Source organism: Streptomyces sp. BJ20, from assembly GCF_022869105.1.
Classification (GTDB): Bacteria; Actinomycetota; Actinomycetes; order Streptomycetales; family Streptomycetaceae; genus Streptomyces; species Streptomyces griseoincarnatus.
Genome location: NZ_CP094918.1, coordinates 6,847,920 through 6,865,737, shown reverse-complemented (window position 1 = coordinate 6,865,737; position 17,818 = coordinate 6,847,920). Strand labels below are relative to the sequence as shown.

Sequence of the window (17,818 nt, the reverse complement as noted above, 5' to 3'; positions counted from 1 at the left end):
CCGGGCATGCACCCGGTAGAACGTTCCAGTACCCGCCTTGAGCTGCGGGAACTCGCTCCTGACGACGTCGACGCCGTGTTCGCCGTCTACGGCAGCGCCGAGGCGACGGAGCACCTGAGCTTCGAGCCACGCAGCCGCGACCAGGTCGAACAGATCGTGTCGCGCTCCATCGCCGCAGCCACCGCAACGCCCCGCACCGAGTACGCCCTTGCCGTCATCGAGCGGGAGACGGCAGAGCTGATCGGGTTCGGCCGCTTGGCCACCGACCCGCACCAGCAGCGCGGCGCCACCATGGGCTTCGCCCTGCGCCCCGCCTCCTGGGGCGTCGGCTACGGGGTGGAAACGGTGAAGCTGCTCCTCGACATCGCGTTCGGCGATCTGGACCTTCACCGCGTCTGGGGTGCACGGTCCCCTCTCAACACCGCCTCCGCCCGCACGATGGAAGCCGCGGGCATGGTCAAGGAGGGGACCATCCGGGAGCACGTGTTCAAGGCCGGGAAGTGGCGTGACTCCGTCGTGCACGCCATCCTCGATCGAGAGTGGAACGCCGCCCGCTGAACTGGAGGCGGGCGACGCCCTGTTGGCCGACCGTGCTGCGTGAGAGCGGACGGGCTACACAACCGTACTGTGCAGCCCGTCGCCGCCAGGCACCGGGACAAGGCGGATGCCTGCCGGTCTTCCCCTCCGAGATCCTCCGGGCCCGGTCGGGGGTCCAGGGCGGGCCGTCGGCCAGACGCTCACCAGGGCGACAGGATGGAACCGGTGCGCGGCTTGAACCATTGCGATCGCCCGCTCGTAGGTCCCGAACGAGGGAGATCACTGACGCGCATGTGGCCGAGCTGGGCCTGGATGTGGTGACAGTTAGTGGATGTTCCGTCGATGGGCCTCGCGCCGGATCCGTGTAGCCAACCTCTGCGCCCTGAGAGCCCGGTCGTGCTGCTTCTCCGTCAGGTGGCCCGGTAGTGGCCGCGGCTCACCGTTGAACTCTAGGAACAGGTCAGCCTTCAACGTCAGGGGCAACATGTCGGCACCCCCGTAGCAATCGCTCCAGCTGATGCGATGCCCCATCGGTGGGCAGCAGATGTCGGCGTGGGCAGCGTTGAAGAGCTGATGGGCCTCCTCGCCGCCGAAGTCACTGTCGTGCGGTTCGCCGAGGGAGCGCGAGGTGAACTTGGCTGCGTTTACGCGGTCTATGGTCATGAGTCCTCCCAGACTCGCGTGCGGTCGACCCTCGACCGCGTAAGGCCCCGCGCCTGCATCGACGGTAACCCGAGAAGCGAGACTTGTCCGAGGCGCCTTCCCTGATCCCCCGCAGGTGCGAGGAGCAGAGACGGGGGCGGTGACAGCGCGGGTGAGGGGCCATCCCCCGCGGGTGCGGGGAGCAGTGCTGCCCGGGCGAGGAGCTGGGCCCAGAGAAGGGACCATCCCCGCGGGAGCAGGGAGCAGGGAGCAGGGAGCAGGGAGCAGGGAGCAGGGAGCAGGGAGCAGGGAGCAGGGCGGCCCTCGGTCCGCTGCGCTCCCCGAGGGGGGAATATCCCCGCGGGGTGCGGGGAGCAGTACGGCCGCCACTCCTCGCGGTAGCCGGGCCGGGGATGGTCCCAGGTGCGTCGCCTGGTCGTACATCTCCAGCGGCTGCTCCCCGCACCCGCGGGGATGGTCCCAAGGGCCTCATCCGGCAGATCCTGTAGATGGGCTGCTCCCCGCACCTGCGGGCATGGCCCCGACCGCGCCCCCCTCTGCCTCGCCGGTCAGGCAACCATCCACGGCGCAGCTCAGGACCGCACCGGCACCCGCCGCACGTTCGACCAGGCGCAGGAAGCGATGCAGCGCGCCGCCCCCGACGACTACCGGTTCCAGCGACAGGTGGGCGGACCTGGAACACGAGTGGGGCCGTTCCCGGTGTCCTGCGACACCCGGAACGGCCCCACTCGACGACCCGGCCGCGGTGGCTCCCCCTCCGTGCCGCCGCGGCCGTCCCCGTGCGGGAAGAAGGCTCAGCGGCCGTCCCGGTCCAAGGCGGGCGGCGCCGGGGCGTGCTGGTCCAGCGTGGTGACCTCGCCGATGCTCGGCGGGGCCGGCGCGTGCTGGTCGAGCGTGGTGACCTCCGGGTCGTCCTTGCTCGGCGGCGTCGGCGCGTGCTGGTCCTGCGTGGTGAACTCCGGCTCGTTCGTGGCTTCGGTCATGACGTGTACAACCCCCAACAGGTGGACTGGGACGTGCGGTTGAACGACCCGTTCGGCGACTCCCCCGAAGTGCCGCCGAACGGGTGTTCCAGCGGGTCTCAGAGTAGAGATGAGCCCCTCGGATCCGCCTGCCCCCCGACGCGACGCATCCGTTCCATGAGAGTGGCAGCCCGCCATAAACGTTCGATGAACGCCTCCGGCGGGGCCGCCCTCAGGCCACCGACAGCGGGGCGAGCAGCCGGCGTACCTGGACGGCCTCGGCGGAGCCCGTCTCGTCGTACAGGGTCAGCGCCTCGCGCCAGCAGGCGCGCGCCCGGTCGCCCTGGCCGAGGGTGTCCAGCGCCCGGCCGAGCAGGGTGAGGGCGTTGGCCCGCATCCAGTCGCCGCCGATGCAGCCCATCGCCAGGGCCTGTTCGGCGTGCCGGGCGGCCCGTGCCGGGCGTCCGGCCCGCAGGTGCACCTCGGCGATGCGGTAGTGGGTCGTGCCCTCCCACAGCGACTGACGGTTCTCCGCGAAGATGCACAGCGCCTCGTCGAGCTGGGCCAGCGCCTCCGAGGAACGCCCCGCCTGGCTGAGCACGATCCCGGACGCGTACCGGGCGTTCGCCAGCCGCATCGACATCCCCAGCTCGTCGTAGATCTCCACGCCCCGCCGGGCGAGCTCCACGGCTTCGCCGCTGCGGCCCATGGAGGCGAGGGTGCGGGAGAGGTTGCAGACCGCGCTGGCCTCCCCGGGCCGGTTGCCGTCGGCGCGGAAGGCGTCGATCGCGCGCAGGAAGTAGCCCTCGGCGTCCGCGTAACGGGCGGTGCACAGGGCGATGATGCCGAGCTGGTTCGGGGCGGTGCCGTTCGCCCACGGGTCGTCCGCCTCCCGCAGCAGCGCGTCCGCCCGCCGTGTCTCCTCCTCGGCGGCCTCGAACCGGCCCGCCTGGCTGAGCACCTGGGCGACGGTGACACGGGCCCGCACCTCGGCGCGGGCGTCCCCGAGGGCGGCCGCCGCCTCGCACGCGGCCCGCGCGGTCTTGCGGTACTGGCGCGAGTCCGCCCCGGACTCGGCGAGGTCGATGGCCGCGACCAGCAGGTCCACGGCCCGGCGCACCATGGCCGCGTCCAGCGACTGCTGCACGCACGCCAGCAGCGGCCCGGCCTCGCTGTGCAGCCAGTCCAGCGCCTTCGCCGCGCCGCCGAACTCCTCGCCCTCGGAACGGCCCTTCTCCAGGTGCGCCACGGTCCGGTCGCCCGGCCGCTCGATGGCGTACACCCGCACCGCCGTCGCGAGGTAGTGGTCCAGCAGCCGCGACCGGGCGGCCTCCCGCTCGGCGGGCGGCTGCTCGTCCCGCTCGGCGCACGCACGCGCGTAGAGCCGGACGAGATCGTGGAAGCGGTAGCGGCCGGGGGCCGCCGACTCCAGCAGGGACGTGTCGACGAGGGACTCCAGCAGGTCCTCCGTCGCCTCCGCCTCCAGGTCCAGCAGGGCGGAGGCGGCGGCCAGTGAGATGTCGGGCCCGTCGGCCAGTCCCAGCAGCCGGAACGCGCGGGCCTGCGCCGCGTCCAGCGCGCCGTAGCCCAGCTCGAAGGTGGCAGCGACCGCCAGGTCGCCCGCCTGGAGCTCGTCCAGACGGCGGCGCTCGTCGGCGAGCTTCGCCGCGAGGAACGACACCGTCCAGGTGCGGCGGGCGGCCAGCCGCGACGCGGCGACCCGGATGGCCAGCGGCAGGAAGCCGCAGGCGGCCACCACGTCCAGGGCGGCCTCCCGCTCGGAGCGCACCCGCTCCTCGCCGACGATCCTCGTGAAGAGCGCCAGCGCCTCCTCCGGGGACATCACGTCCAGGTCGACCAGGTGCGCCCCGGCCAGGCCCGCCATCCGCACCCGGGACGTCACCAGCGCCGCGCAGCCCGCCGTGCCCGGCAGCAGCGGCCGTACCTGGGCCGCGTCGCGCGCGTTGTCCAGCAGCACCAGCACCCGGCGGCCGTCCAGCACCGAGCGGTACAGCGCCGCCCGCTCCTCCAGCGAGTCCGGGATGGCCGAGTCGGCCGTGCCCAGCGCCCGCAGGAAGGAGCCGAGGACCGTCTCAGGTTCCGCGGCGCGCGCGCCGGCGCCCTGGAGGTCCACGTAGAGCTGGCCGTCGGGGAACGCGTCCCGGGCGGTGTGCGCCACGTGCACGGCGAGGGTGGTCTTGCCGACGCCGCCGATGCCGGCGACGGCGGACACCGCCATCACCCGCGCCTGATCGCCGGTGGCCGACGCGAGGACCTCGCCCAGCTCCCGCACGAACGCCGCACGGCCCGTGAAGTCCGGTACCGACGCCGGAAGCTGCGCCGGGCGGACGGGCGCGGGCTCCGCGGTGGGCGGTCGGGCGGGCGGTTCGACGAGGGCCGGGTCGGCCTCCAGGATGCGCCGCTGCAGCTCGCTCAGGTCCGGGCGCGGGTCGACGCCCAGCTCGTCGGCGAGCAGCCGGCGGGTGTCGGCGTACACCGCGAGCGCCTCCGCCTGGCGGCCGCTGCGGTACAGCGCCAGCATCAGCAGCTCGCGCAGCCGCTCCCGCAGCGGGTGGGCCGCGGTCAGCGCGGTCAGCTCGGAGACGGACTCCGCGTGGCAGCCCTGCTCCAGGTCCATGTCCAGCCGTGTCTCGAGGAGTTGGAGCCGCCACTCCTCCAGGCGGACGCGCTGCGCCTCCGCGTACGGTCCCGGCACGCCGGCCAGCGTCTCGCCGTCCCACAGCGCCAGCGCCTGGTTGAGCAGGTCGCGGGCGCGGCTCAGGTCGCCGGTGGCGCGGGCCTTCTCCGCCTCCGCCGCCAGCTCCTGCGCGGCCGCTAGGTCCAGCGCGCCCTCGCCGAGCCCGCGCACGGCGTAGCCGCCGGACTCGCTGACCAGGACGCCGGGGTCCAGCACCTTCCGCAGCCGGGACGCGTACGTGCGCACCGCGGCCAGCGCCTGCGAGGGCGGTTCCTCGCCCCACAGGGCGTCGATCAGCTCGGCGGCCGTCGCGGTGCGGCCCTCACGCAGCAACAGCGCTGCCAGCAGCGCGCGTTGCTGCGGACTGCCGGTGGCGACCGGTACGTCGTCACGCCAGGCGCGCACCGGACCCAGCACCCCGAACCGCAGCGCCGCCGGCTCCGGGGAGGAGCCGGGACCCCGCTGCGCGGGTCCTCGCGGCACACCGTCCATGCAGTCCCCCTATGCATTCCGAGCAACTACGCCAGTCTGCCTTCTCCTGACGCATGAGTCAGCCTCGCGAGACACCGATCACACGGGGAGCGACGGGCCGCCACGGACTCCACACATGTGCGACCTCATCCGTCCAGATCCACCCGTACGGTGAGCAGTTCGGCCCCGATCGCCCGGACGGCGGCGCTGTTGAGGCGGGGGAGCGAGCGCAGCCGGGCCACGGGGTCGTCGTCGGGCATCAGGTGGGCGGTGCCGGTGTGCCAGCGGCCCCGGACGCGCACCCGCACCCGGGGGTCCGCCTTGATGTTCCGCACGTACTGCGAGCGTTCGCCGAACTCCGACACCAGCCAGAAGGTGTCGCCGTCGCGCCGCCCGCCCACCGGTGTGGTGCGGGGCAGACCCGACACGCGGCCGGTGGTCTCCAGCAAAGTCTGGAACGGCATCCGGCGCAGCAGGGGGTTCCCGACACGGCGCTGGAAGGCCGTGGCGACGCGGTACTTGCGTTCGGCGCGAGAAGTCATCGTGCCGCCGAGCCTACCGGCGGCCCAGGAAGACGGGGTTGGTGAAAGCGGCCAAGCTTCCGGGCAGGGGCGGGACGGTGGCCTCGTGCCGCACCTCCGCGCGCACGTACGCGGCGTACGCCGGGGTGGTCCGCCACTCCACGGCCCCTTCCCCGCTCTCCGGAAGCGGCGCGGAGGTGTGCAGCACGCCCTGGTCGGTGACGAGCCGGACGGTGCAGCCGGGGGCGCCGGTGACCTCGGCGCGGACCACGACGGGGGAGTCGTCCGCCACCCGCAGCCGTTCGCCGATCCCCGCGTGTTCGCCGCGCGGGCCGAACGCGGTCAGGGCGAGGGAGACGGCCGCGGACTCGGCGACGTAGCAGCGGCCGGCGCGGATGCCGTCCTGGATCGCGCGGCGGCTGAGGTCGTCGGCGAGGACGACGGTCTGCGGCAGGCCGACCACGTCCGGGTCGCGGTGCGCGTCGCTGCTGCCCATGGCCGGGATCCAGGCGCGGCCGTCCCGCACGGACGCGACGAGCATGCCGTCCCAGTCGGCCAGCGCCACCTCGTCGTCGGGCGTCCAGGGGCCGTTCCACACCTCGACCGCGTCCGCCTCGCCGAAGCCGAACTTCCAGGTGCAGCCGATGCAGGTGGCGTGCGGATGCGCGGGCACGACCAGGCCGCCCGCGCGGCGGATCTGCCGGGCGAACCGGCCGAAGCGGTTGTCGCGGGCCCGGTAGCGCCAGTCGACGAACGTGCCGGGGTCGGTGCCGAGCGCCACCACGTGCCCGTTGCGGGTGGTGACCTCCTCGCCGAGCAGCACCAGCAGGTCGTCACCGGCCGCCTCGGCCCAGTGGGCGTGCGCGGAATGGGTGTTGTGGTCGCTGGAGTTGACGAAGTCCAGCCCGGCCGCGCGGGCGAGCGCGGCGATCTCCCCGGGAGTGCGGCGGCCGTCGGAGTGCCAGGAGTGCAGATGGCAGTCGCCCCGGTACCAGGCCCGCCCCCGCCCCTTCGCCCGCTCCGGCGGATGGACCGGCCGGGGTGTCCGGCCCGGCTCGCCGAACGTCAACGTCACGGTGATCTCGTACGACAGGCCCTGCGGGGCGACCGTGTACGGGCCGAGCGCGATGTGCCAGGTGCCCGCGCGGACCGGGCCCGGGACGTAGCCGGGGGTGGCCTCGTCGGCGCGCACGAAGAACTCGGTGCGCGCCCCGCCGGACCAGCCGCGGAACCCCTCGCCGCCGAGGCCGGTGCCGCGCTCGTCGAAGACGCCGATGTCCAGCGCGTTGCCCGCGGTGCCGACCGGGACCTGGGGTCTGTCGTAGGTGTACGCGACCTTGATCTCCCGTACACCGTGCGGCACTTCGACGGGGACGTAGACGAAGTCGGGGGCGCCGGGCTCCAGGGTGCCCCGCACGGTCCTGGTCCGGGTGCGGCCGCCCTCGGCCGCGGAGGCGAAGCTCACGCTCCCCAACGTAACCGCGGCGGCGGCGCCCGTCAGGAAGACGGCGCGCCGTCCGACGCCGGCCTGATGCTCCTCGCACATGCTGCTGCTCCCGGGTGTCGGTGAGGACAGGGCTGGGTGACGCAGGGGTGGTGCGGTGCAACCCTTGTATCGAGCGGTGAACTGCCGTGGAAGGGAGGGGGATCGGCGGATTTCGGGACGGGTTCATGTGGCCGGGACCGGTGTGATGCCGACCGGTCGGTATGGACAGGAGGGGAGCGGGCGGGTATGCATGGGGCGTCGTCCGCGTACGAAAGGCCGCCCATGCGCATCGCCGTCACGATCTTCCTCACCGACGAGACGATCACCCCGGTCCGGCTGGCCCGGGAGCTGGAACAGCGCGGCTTCGCCGGGCTGTACCTGCCGGAGCACACGCACATCCCCGTCGAGCGCACCACCCCCTACCCGGCGGGCGGCGAGCTGCCCCGCGAGTACGGCCGCACCCTCGACCCCTTCGTCGCGCTCGGCCAGGCCGCGGCCGTCACCGAGCGGCTCGGGCTCGGCACCGGCATCACGCTCGCCGCGCAGCACGACCCGATCGACCTGGCCAAGCAGATCGCGACCCTGGACCACCTCTCCCGCGGCCGGTTCACCCTGGGCCTCGGCTTCGGGTGGAACGTGGAGGAGGCCGCCGACCACGGGGTGGAGTGGCGCACCCGACGTGCTCTGGTCCGCGACCGGATGGGCCTGATGCGCGCCCTGTGGGCCGACGAACCCACCGCCTACGAGGGCGAGTTCGCGAGCGTCCGGGCGAGCACCGCGTACCCCAAGCCGGTGCAGAAGCCGCGCGGCCCGGTGACCGGCCCGCGCACCCTCGTCGGCGGTGCGGCGGGACCGAAGCTGTTCGCCGACATCTGCGCCTACGCCGACGGCTGGCTGCCGATCGGCGGGCGGGGGCTGACCGAGGCGCTGCCCGCGCTGCGTGCCGCCTGGGCCGACGCCGGCCGCGACCCGGCCGCACTCCAGGTCGTGCCGTACGCGGTCCGACCCAGCGAGGGCAAGCTGGCGCACTTCGCGGAGCTGGGCGTCGAGGAGGTCGTGGCGCAGCTTCCTCCGGAGGGGGAGACGGAGGTGCTCCGCGCGCTGGACGCGCTCCAGCCGTTCGTGGACGGGCAGGGCTCCTGATCACACCGAACGTATGCTCACAGCATGACGACTTCCGCGACGTCCGGAACCGGCGGCCCGACCGAGAACAGCCTGCGCCGCGCGCTCAGGCGCGCCCGCGACGGCGTCTCCCTGGACGTCTCCGAGGCCGCGGTCCTGCTCCAGGCCCGCGGTGAGCATCTGACGGACCTCTCCGCCTCGGCCGCCCGGGTCCGCGACGCGGGCCTGGACGCGGCGGGGCGGCCCGGCGTCATCACGTACTCCAAGAGCGTGTTCGTCCCGCTGACGCGGCTGTGCCGGGACAAGTGCCACTACTGCACGTTCGTCACCGTGCCCGGCAAGCTGCGCCGGGCCGGGCACGGAATGTTCATGTCGCCGGACGAGGTGCTGGACATCGCCCGCAAGGGAGCCGCGCTCGGCTGCAAGGAAGCGCTCATCACCCTCGGCGACAAGCCCGAGGACCGCTGGCCCGAGGCCCGTGAATGGCTCGACGCGCACGGCTACGACGACACGATCGCCTACGTCCGCGCCATCTCCATCCGCATCCTGGAGGAGACCGGCCTCCTCCCGCACCTCAACCCGGGCGTCCTGTCCTGGACCGACTTCCAGCGCCTCAAGCCGGTCGCGCCGTCGATGGGCATGATGCTGGAGACCACCGCGACCCGCCTGTGGTCCGAGCCCGGCGGCCCCCACCACGGCTCCCCCGACAAGGAGCCGGCGGTGCGGCTGCGGGTCCTGGAGGACGCCGGCCGCTCCTCCGTCCCCTTCACCTCGGGTCTTCTCATCGGCATCGGCGAGACCTACGAGGAGCGCGCGGAGTCGTTGTTCGCGCTGCGGAAGGTGGCCCGCGCCCACCACGGCATCCAGGAACTGATCATCCAGAACTTCCGCGCCAAGCCGGACACCGCGATGCGCGGCATGCCCGACGCGGAGCTGGACGAACTGGTCGCCACCGTCGCCGTCGCCCGCCTCGTGCTCGGCCCCAGCGCCTGCCTCCAGGCCCCGCCCAACCTGGTGGACGCCGAGTACGGGCGGCTGATCGCGGCCGGCGTCGACGACTGGGGCGGGGTCTCCCCGCTCACCATCGACCACGTCAACCCCGAGCGGCCCTGGCCGCAGATCGAGGAGCTGGCCGAGCAGTCCCGCGCGGCCGGCTTCGAGCTGCGCGAACGCCTCTGCGTCTACCCGGAGTTCGTACGGCGCGGGGAGCCCTGGCTGGACCCGCGGCTGCGCCCGCACGTCGCCGCCCTCGCCGACCCGGAGACGGGGCTGGCCCGCCCGGACGCCCTGCCCCGGGGTCTTCCGTGGCAGGAGCCGGACGAGGCGTTCACCGCGTCCGGCCGCACCGACCTGCACCGCACCGTCGACACCGAGGGCCGCACCGGTGACCGCCGCGGGGACTTCGACGAGGTGTACGGCGACTGGGAGGCGCTGCGCGAGGCCGCCGCGCCCGGCATGGTCCCCGAGCGGATCGACACCGACGTGCGCGAGGCGCTGCGCACGGCCGCCGACGACCCGACGAAGCTGACGGACGCGCAGGCGCTGGCCCTGCTGCACGCCGACGGGCCCGCCCTGGACGCGCTGTGCCGGGTCGCGGACGACGTGCGCAAGTCGGCGGTCGGCGACGACGTGACGTACATCGTCACGCGCAACATCAACTTCACCAACGTCTGCTACACCGGCTGCCGCTTCTGCGCCTTCGCCCAGCGCCGCACGGACGCCGACGCGTACACGCTCTCCCTGGAGCAGGTCGCGGACCGTGCCGCCCAGGCGTGGGACGTCGGCGCGGTGGAGGTGTGCATGCAGGGCGGCATCCACCCCGACCTGCCCGGCACCGCCTACTTCGACATCGCGCGGGCCGTGAAGGAACGCGTCCCCGGCATGCACGTCCACGCCTTCTCCCCGATGGAGGTGGTGAACGGCGCGACCCGCACCGGCCTGTCCGTCCGCGAGTGGCTCACCGCCGCCAAGGAGGCGGGCCTGGACACCATCCCGGGCACGGCGGCGGAGATCCTCGACGACGAGGTCCGCTGGATCCTCACCAAGGGCAAGCTTCCGGCGGCCACCTGGATCGAGGTCGTCGAGACGGCCCACGAGCTGGGCATCCGCTCCTCGTCCACGATGATGTACGGCCACGTCGACCAGCCCCGCCACTGGCTCGGCCACCTGCGCACCCTGGCCTCCGTCCAGCAGCGGACCGGCGGCTTCACCGAGTTCGTGACGCTGCCCTTCGTGCACACCAACGCCCCCGTCTACCTGGCCGGCATCGCCCGCCCCGGCCCCACGGTCCGCGACAACCGCGCGGTCACGGCGATGGCCCGCCTGCTGCTCCACCCCTGGATCCCCAACATCCAGACGAGCTGGGTCAAACTCGGCGCGGAGGGCGCGGCGGAGATGCTTCGTTCCGGCGCGAACGACCTCGGCGGGACCCTGATGGAGGAGACCATCTCCCGCATGGCGGGCTCCTCCTACGGCTCCTACAAGTCGGTCAAGGACCTCGTCGAGGTCGCGGAGGCGGCCGGCCGCCCGGCCAAGCCGCGCACGACCCTGTACGGCGAGGTCCCCGAGGAGCGGCGGCGCGCCGCGGAGGCGTCGGACGGCCATCTGCCGGAGCTTCTCCCGGTGCTCGACTGACTCCGGGACCGTTGCCGGCTGGCAGTAGGATGATCCGACCCGCTTTCGGTAGCTGAGGAGTGCGTACCGGTGTCTGCCCGTCTTCCTTCGTGGGCCTGGGTGACCGGGCTGACCACGGGGGCGATAGCCGTGGTGGCGGTCCTGGGCGTCCAGGCGGACCAGGGCACCAAGCCCGTCGCCGCGACCACTGGGCCGAAGGCCACGGCGACGGCGGACCCCAAGCCGTCCGCCGCCCCGTCGAAGAAGCCGACGACGCCGGCCGTCCCGGCCGACTCCGGCACCGGCCGCCGCATCGTCTACTCCCTCGGCCAGAAGCGCGTCTGGCTGGTCGACGCCAGCGACGCCGCCCGCCACTCCTTCCCGGTGTGGCCCGGCACGGTCGCCCCGGACCCCGGCTCCTACGCGATCGGCACCCGCACGGAGGCCACCACCGGCAGCGACGGCGTCCCGGTGGAGCACATCATGTACTTCGCCCAGAAGTCCGGCGTCTTCGTGGCCTTCTCCAACGCGGTCGACGGCTCCTCACCCCCACCCGCCGACCCGGGCGCCCAGACCGGCGGCATCCGCGTCGCCAAACAGGACGGCAAGGCCCTCTGGACCTTCGGCACGGCGGGGACGACGGTCCACGTGGTGGAATAGTCGAACCGTTCGGCCCGTCCCGGCTACTCGGTGTCCTTCGGATGTCGCGGCGACGCGTACACGAAGTACACCGTGCGCCGCGCCTCGTCCACGAGGTGACGCACCCGGCCGCCCGCTGTGACCGCGTGCTCCCACTGCGGACAGTCCCGGCCGCCGCGGTTCCCCGTGGCGAGCCGGCCTCGCAGGCGGTGCTGACGGTCCGGGTCCGAGCGGGACGCCGGATCCCCGCGCAGGGCCTCGAAGCAGCGGCGCGTGTTGCCCGGTGTCTCCGCGCCCAGTTCACCCCGCTTCTTCGCGGCCTCGTTCGTCGCGAAGCGCAGACGCCATTCGCCGTCCACCGGCGGGGGTGCGACGTCGTCGCCGCGCTCGGGGCTCACGGCGCCGTCCCCTCGCCGTGGTCCTAGGGTCTCGGCGACACGCTTCGAGTTCTTCGAGAGTTCGGAGAGGGCGACCGTTGGTGAGGACACCCACCGACCGTACTTCGGAACGTATTCCGAAGTCAGGAGGAAGGTCACTCAGAGTGATCAGTCGGCTGTCGTCGCCCTGCCGGATCGAGCCGAGCTGCGACAGAATGAGGCCGTCGTGACACGGGGGAAGGGACGTACGCATGGCGCGCGGGCGGGTTTCGCTTCAGGAGCGGGTGCGGCGGCGGACGCGGGCGGGGCTCGTCGCGCGCAGTGCCGAACGGGAGCTGTTCCGAGGCAACTTCGACACCACACCCGAGGACGGGCGGCACCGCTTCCTGTTCCACGTGCACGGCACCGCGGGCGTCGGAAAGACCCGCCTGGTCAGGGAGTTCGAGCATCTCGCGGGCGAACAGGGCGCGTTGACGGCGTACGTCAACGAGACCTCCGGCTCCGTCCCCGAGGTGCTGGAATCGGTGTGCCGTCAGTTCGCCTCAGGGGGTCACCGGTTGAAGGACCTGGAGCGGATGCTCGCGACGCACCGCGAGCGCCGCCACGAGGCGGAGACCGCCGCCCTCGCCGCCCTCGACCCCGCCCCGGACGGCACCCCCTCCACGGGCGGCATGGCGCTCGCCCGCGCCGGACTCGCCGGACTCGGACTCGTCCCAGGCGTCGCCCCGTTCGCGGCCGTCCTCGACCCCGCGCAGCTCGCCCACGGAGCCGACCGGCTGCGCTCGGTCCTCGCCGCCCGCTTCCGCAGCCACGAGGACGTCCGCCTGGTCCTCGACCCGGCGAGCGTCCTCACCCCCGTCCTCGCGGACGAACTGGAAGCGGTCGCCGCCGACGTCCCCTGGATCGTCCTCCTCCTCGACACCTACGAGCGCACCGGCCCCTTCCTCGACGCCTGGCTCCACGACCTGCTCACCACCGACCGCTACGGAGCCCTGCCCGACACGGTCGTCGTCGTCACCGCGGGACAGCACCCCGCCGACCCGGCCCGCTGGGGCACGTTCGCCGACTTCATGACCTCCCTGCCGCTCCAGCCGTTCACCGAGGCGGAGGCGCGCGGACTGCTCGCCGAGCGGGGCGTCACCGCCGAACCCGTCGTCGCCGAGGCGCTCCGCCTGACCGGCGGCCTCCCCGTGCTGCTGTCCACGATCGCCGGCACCCGCCCCGCAGGACCCGAGGACGTCACCGACCCCAGCGCCACCGCCGTCGAGCGTTTCTTGAAGTGGGAGCAGGACCCCGGCCGCCGGTTCGCCGCCCTCGCGGGCGCGTTGCCCCGGCTGCTGGACGCGGACGTCTTCGCGGTCGCCGCCGACTGCGACCGCGACCGCGCCGAGGAGCTCTACGCCTGGGTGGAGACCCTGCCGTTCGCCGACCGGCTCGGCGGCCGCCTCCGCTACCACGACATCGTCCGCGCCCCCATGCTGCGGCTCCAGCGCGGCCGCTCCCCGCGCGGCTGGGCCGACGGCCACGGCAGGCTCGCGCACGCTTTCGGCCGCTGGCGCGAGCAGACGGAGAGCGGCCGGGACACCGGCACGCTGTGGTTGGACGACACCTGGTGCGAGCTGCGGCTCGGGGAGCTGTACCACCGCCTGTGCGCCGACGACCGCGCGGCGGTCTCCGACACGTTGCAGGACCTGGTGGAGGCGTGCGACCAGGGGGAGGCGGTCGCCGGACGCTGGATCCGGGTGCTGGAGGACGCGGGGCGGGACGCGGGTGTGCCGGGCGTGATCGCGTGGGGCGACCGGCTGGCCCGGGCGCTCGCCTCGGGCGGCACCCACGCGGTCCTCGACTCCCTCCTCCATTGGGCGGGGCACACCGCGCCGCCCGTCCGACGCGGCGACCACGGCCCGTCGACCGCGCCGGGCGGTGCCGTGCCGGCCGGTACCGGCTTTCTCGGTGCCCCCGTGGGGGCAGGCCCCATGCCGTGGGACGAGGACCGGGACGTCGCGGGGGAGCCGGCGGACACCGACTGGATGTCGCAGGAGCAGGCCCGCCTGATGACGCCCGCGGACATCACCCTCCCCGCCCCTCTCCTCGCCCGCATCCACCGCGACCGCGCCCTTGCCCACGCCGCGCGGGGTGACCACACCACAGCCGTCACCGAGCTGAGCTGGGCCCTCGCCCTCACCCCCGACGACCCGCGCACCCTCGCCCTGCGCGGCGAGTACCTCCGCGCCCTCGGGCGCCACGCCGAAGCGGCCGGCGACCTGGAGCGGGCCACCGCTGACGACCCCGCCGACGCCTACGCCTGGGCCTCCCTCGGCGCCACCCGCCTCACCCTCGGCCACCCGGAGGGAGCCCGTACCGCCCTGGACCACGCCCTCGCCCTGAAGCCCGACTACACCTGGGCGCTGGTCCGCCGCGCCCGGGTGGCCCGGGAGCTGGGCGACCCGGAGGGCCGCCTCGCCGCCCTCGACCGCGCCGTCGCCGCCGAGCCCGGCTCCGCGTGGGCGCACTGCGAACGCGGGGACGCCCTCCGCGCCGCCGGCCGCGACCGGGAGGCCCTGGCCGCCTACGACCGGGCCCTCGCCCTCGACCCCGGGTACGCGTCGGCGTACGCGAGCCGGGGCGTGGCCCGCCACCGCCTGGGCCATCTCGACGAGGCGCTCGCCGACCTGGACCGCGCCCTGGAGCTGAACCCGTCGTACGCCTGGGCGCGCGAGCGGCGCGATGCGGTCGTACGGGACCGCGACGGGTGAAAACAGGCGACTCCCGGCCGCTCGGGTCACACTCCCCATAGCGATCGGGAAGGCGATCCGGCCTCGCAGCCCACCGTCCCCGTTCGATTACAGTGCTGGGCGTCGCACGTACGGACGGTCCCGGGGAGGTCGTGGTGGCTGGTACTGCCGGGCCCGTGTGGGGGCGCCGTGAGCAGCAGGATTTCCGCAGCCGGGTGCGCGGAACGCTGCTCGGGGCGGCCGTCGGCGACGCGCTGGGCGCGCCCGTGGACACCCTGGACCTCGACACGATCCGCCGGACCCACGGCGCGGAGGGCCTGACCGACCTCACCCCCGCCTACGGCCGGCGCGGCGCCGTCACGCACCACACCCAGCTCACCCTCTTCACCGTGGACGGCCTGATCCGTGCCCAGGTGCGGCGCGACACCGGCGCCTGGCACCCGCCGACCGATCTGCACCGGGCGTATCTGCGCTGGGCCACGACGCAGCGCGACTGGGGCCCGGACGAGCGGCGGAAGGAGGACGGCTGGCTGGCCCGGGAGGAGTGGCTGTACGCCCGCCGTGACCCGGCCCGCACGCTGCTCCTCGGCCTGGGGGACGCGACGATGGGCACGCTGGACGCGCCCAAGAACCCCGGCGAGGCCGGCCCGGAGGCTGCGGCCCGCTCGGCGCCGTTCGGGCTGTTGGTCGGCTGGGACCCGCAGCTGGTGGCGCAGCTCGCCGTGGAGTGCGCGGCGCAGACCCACGGCCATCCGGTCGCCTACCTCGCTGCGGGCGCGTACGCGGTGCTGGTGCACGCGCTGGCCCGGGGCGACAGCCTGGACACGGCGGTGCAGCGCACGCTCGCCCTGCTGGCCGCGCGGCCGGGCCACCAGCCGGTGACGGACGCCCTCCAGCGTGCGCTGGGCGCGGTGCGGCAGGGGATGCCCGGCGCGGAGCGGGTCACGGAACTGGTCGGTGATGCCACCGCCACCGGCCTGCTGTCCGCGGCCGTGTACTGCGCGCTGGTGGGGGAGGACGTACGGCAGGGGCTGTGCCTCGCCGTGAACCACGGCGGCCCCAGCGCGGCGGCCGGGGCGCTGACGGGCGGCCTGCTGGGCGCCCTGCACGGCGAGACGGCCCTCCCGCCGGCCTGGCTGGCCGAACTGGAGGGCCGCCCCACGGTCCTGGAACTGGCCGACGACTTCGCGATGGAGATGACCCAGGGCCCCGCCCTCCACACCCCGGCCACATCCTCCCCGGCCTGGCTGACCCGCTACCCGAGAGGCGCCTGACTTTCCAGCGGTGCGGGACCGCACCCCCCAGGGGCGCGGGGAACTGCGCAACGGGGGTCCGGGGGCGAAGCCCCCGAGGGACGGGGAGGGGAGGGGCGGAGGGGCGAAAGAACCCCTAGTCCTTCACCGGAGCCCCGGCGACCTCCCCCGCGGGCGCGGGAACAGCCACCGCTTCCCCGCCCCCGTCGGAGTTGACCCGCTCGATGATCGCGAGCCTCTCCTCCGTGTCCTCGGGCTTGACGAACCCGACAACGACGTACAGCACCAGCGACACGGCCAACGGAATCGACACCTGGTACTCCAGCGGCACCCCACCCTCCACGGCCCAGTGGACCGGGTAGTTCACCAGCCAGAACGCCACCAGCCCCATCCCCCAGCTGACCAGCGCCGCCGTAGGCCCGGACCGCCGGAAGGGCCGCAGCAGCCCCAGCATCATGGGAATGGCGATCGGTCCCATCAGCCCGGCCACCCACTTGATCACCACGGTGATGATGTCCTTGAACGTCGGCGAGTCGACCTGCGTGGCCACGGCCATGGACAGTCCGAGGAACACCACGGTCGTGACCCGCGCCGCGACGAGACCCGACCGCTCGCCCCACGCCCGCGCCCGGGCGGACAGCACCGGCGCCACGTCCCGCGTGAACACGGCCGCGATCGCGTTGGCGTCCGAGGAGCACATGGCCATCGTGTGCGAGAAGAACCCGACGATGACCAGCCCCAGCAGCCCGTGCGGCAGCAGCTGCTCGGTCATCAGGGCGTAGGAGTCGGACCCGTCCGCCTTCTGCGACTCGACCAGCAGCGGCGACATCCACATCGGGAAGAACAGCACCAGCGGCCAGACCAGCCACAGCACCGCGGACAGCCGCGCGGAGCGCGCCGCCTCACGGGCGTCGCGGGTGGCCATGTACCGCTGGGCCTGGTTGAGCATCCCGCCGTTGTACTCGAACAGCTTGATGAAGAGGAACGCCAGCAGGAACACCGTGCCGTACGGCCCGACCAGCGGCTCCCCGTGCCCCTTCAGCTCCGGCTGGTCCCACGCGCCGAGGAAACCGCCGTGGTCGCCGAGCTCCAGCACCACCGCGACGAACATCGCGATGCCGGCCAGCAGCTGGATGACGAACTGCCCGAGTTCCGTCAGCGCGTCCGCCCACAGGCCGCCGATGGTGCAGTAGACGGCGGTGACCGCGCCGGTGACGAGGATGCCCTGGTTCAGGGAGACCCCGGTGAACACCGACAGCAGGGTGGCGATGGCCGCCCACTTCGCGCCCACGTCCACGATCTTCAGCAGTATCCCGGACCAGGCGAGCGCCTGCTGGGTGCGCAGGTCGTAGCGGTTCTTGAGGTACTCCAGCGGTGAGGCCACGTGGAGCCGGGAGCGCAGCCGGTTGATGCGCGGGGCGAACAGCCGGGAGCCGATGGCGATGCCGAGGGCGATGGGGAAGGACCAGGTGACGAACGAGGTGACGCCGTAGGTGTAGGCGATGCCGGCGTAGCCGGTGAACATCACCGCGCTGTAGCCCGACATGTGGTGGGAGATCCCGGAGAGCCACCACGGCATCTTGCCGCCGGCGGTGAAGAAGTCGCTGACGTTGTCCACCCGCTTGTGCGACCAGACACCGATGGCGACCATCACGGCGAAGTAGCCGATGAGCACCGCCCAGTCGAGACCGTTCATGTCCCCCCTTCCAGGGTCCGCCTTGTGAACACCGCTCAGCTGGTT

At 73.6% G+C, this 17,818-nt stretch carries 13 protein-coding genes; 6 read left to right on the top strand and 7 right to left on the bottom strand.

Annotated features, from left to right (window positions below; translation table 11 throughout):
• The first annotated feature begins 6 nt into the window (after nt 1-6).
• Nucleotides 7-558 (top strand): GNAT family protein, encoded by a 552-nt coding sequence (locus MTR79_RS30805; protein ID WP_244792587.1) that lies wholly within the window; start codon nt 7-9, stop codon nt 556-558.
• Nucleotides 559-861: 303 nt separating this feature from the next.
• On the opposite strand, the gene MTR79_RS30800 is transcribed toward MTR79_RS30805, so the two are convergent.
• The 5 genes from MTR79_RS30800 to MTR79_RS30780 form a co-directional block, all read right to left on the bottom strand.
• Nucleotides 862-1,200, bottom strand: coding sequence for a hypothetical protein (locus MTR79_RS30800; protein WP_244792585.1), 339 nt, complete (start codon nt 1,198-1,200; stop codon nt 862-864).
• Between the two features lie 794 nt (nt 1,201-1,994).
• Nucleotides 1,995-2,183, bottom strand: coding sequence for a sigma-like protein (locus MTR79_RS30795; RefSeq protein WP_086701378.1), 189 nt, complete (start codon nt 2,181-2,183; stop codon nt 1,995-1,997).
• A 211-nt stretch (nt 2,184-2,394) separates the two neighbouring features.
• Entirely contained in the window at nt 2,395-5,352 is a 2,958-nt protein-coding gene (locus MTR79_RS30790; RefSeq protein ID WP_189364942.1) for a BTAD domain-containing putative transcriptional regulator, read from the bottom strand.
• Between the two features lie 125 nt (nt 5,353-5,477).
• Nucleotides 5,478-5,873 (bottom strand): nitroreductase/quinone reductase family protein, encoded by a 396-nt coding sequence (locus MTR79_RS30785; RefSeq protein WP_048457457.1) that lies wholly within the window; start codon nt 5,871-5,873, stop codon nt 5,478-5,480.
• A gap of 13 nt (nt 5,874-5,886) precedes the next feature.
• A complete protein-coding gene (locus MTR79_RS30780) occupies nt 5,887-7,398 on the bottom strand; it encodes a CehA/McbA family metallohydrolase (protein ID WP_244792583.1) in 1,512 nt (503 codons plus the stop codon).
• A 222-nt stretch (nt 7,399-7,620) separates the two neighbouring features.
• Here MTR79_RS30780 and MTR79_RS30775 point away from each other — a divergent pair, with 222 nt between their 5' ends.
• The 3 genes from MTR79_RS30775 (at nt 7,621) to MTR79_RS30765 (ending at nt 11,733) form a co-directional block, all read left to right on the top strand.
• Nucleotides 7,621-8,481 carry an LLM class F420-dependent oxidoreductase gene (locus tag MTR79_RS30775; protein ID WP_244792581.1) on the top strand — a complete coding sequence of 287 codons (861 nt, stop codon included), beginning with the start codon at nt 7,621-7,623 and terminating at the stop codon, nt 8,479-8,481.
• A 24-nt stretch (nt 8,482-8,505) separates the two neighbouring features.
• Nucleotides 8,506-11,094 (top strand): bifunctional FO biosynthesis protein CofGH, encoded by a 2,589-nt coding sequence (locus MTR79_RS30770; RefSeq protein ID WP_244792579.1) that lies wholly within the window; start codon nt 8,506-8,508, stop codon nt 11,092-11,094.
• 69 nt (nt 11,095-11,163) lie between these two features.
• Complete coding sequence (locus MTR79_RS30765) at nt 11,164-11,733, top strand: hypothetical protein (protein WP_244792576.1); 570 nt, start codon at nt 11,164-11,166, stop codon at nt 11,731-11,733.
• 23 nt (nt 11,734-11,756) lie between these two features.
• On the opposite strand, the gene MTR79_RS30760 is transcribed toward MTR79_RS30765, so the two are convergent.
• The gene (locus MTR79_RS30760; protein WP_244792575.1) at nt 11,757-12,110 is read right to left on the bottom strand and encodes a hypothetical protein; all 354 of its coding nucleotides are present in this window, start codon (nt 12,108-12,110) and stop codon (nt 11,757-11,759) included.
• A 230-nt stretch (nt 12,111-12,340) separates the two neighbouring features.
• Between MTR79_RS30760 and MTR79_RS30755 the strand changes: the two genes are divergently transcribed.
• Together MTR79_RS30755 and MTR79_RS30750 are read left to right on the top strand one after the other, a co-directional pair.
• Nucleotides 12,341-14,845 (top strand): tetratricopeptide repeat protein, encoded by a 2,505-nt coding sequence (locus MTR79_RS30755; protein ID WP_244792573.1) that lies wholly within the window; start codon nt 12,341-12,343, stop codon nt 14,843-14,845.
• Nucleotides 14,846-14,979: 134 nt separating this feature from the next.
• Complete coding sequence (locus MTR79_RS30750; RefSeq protein ID WP_189364949.1) at nt 14,980-16,098, top strand: ADP-ribosylglycohydrolase family protein; 1,119 nt, start codon at nt 14,980-14,982, stop codon at nt 16,096-16,098.
• 115 nt (nt 16,099-16,213) lie between these two features.
• Here the strand turns inward: MTR79_RS30750 and MTR79_RS30745 are convergent, their stop codons facing one another.
• Nucleotides 16,214-17,773 (bottom strand): sodium:solute symporter family protein, encoded by a 1,560-nt coding sequence (locus tag MTR79_RS30745; protein ID WP_189364950.1) that lies wholly within the window; start codon nt 17,771-17,773, stop codon nt 16,214-16,216.
• Nucleotides 17,774-17,818 lie beyond the last annotated feature (45 nt).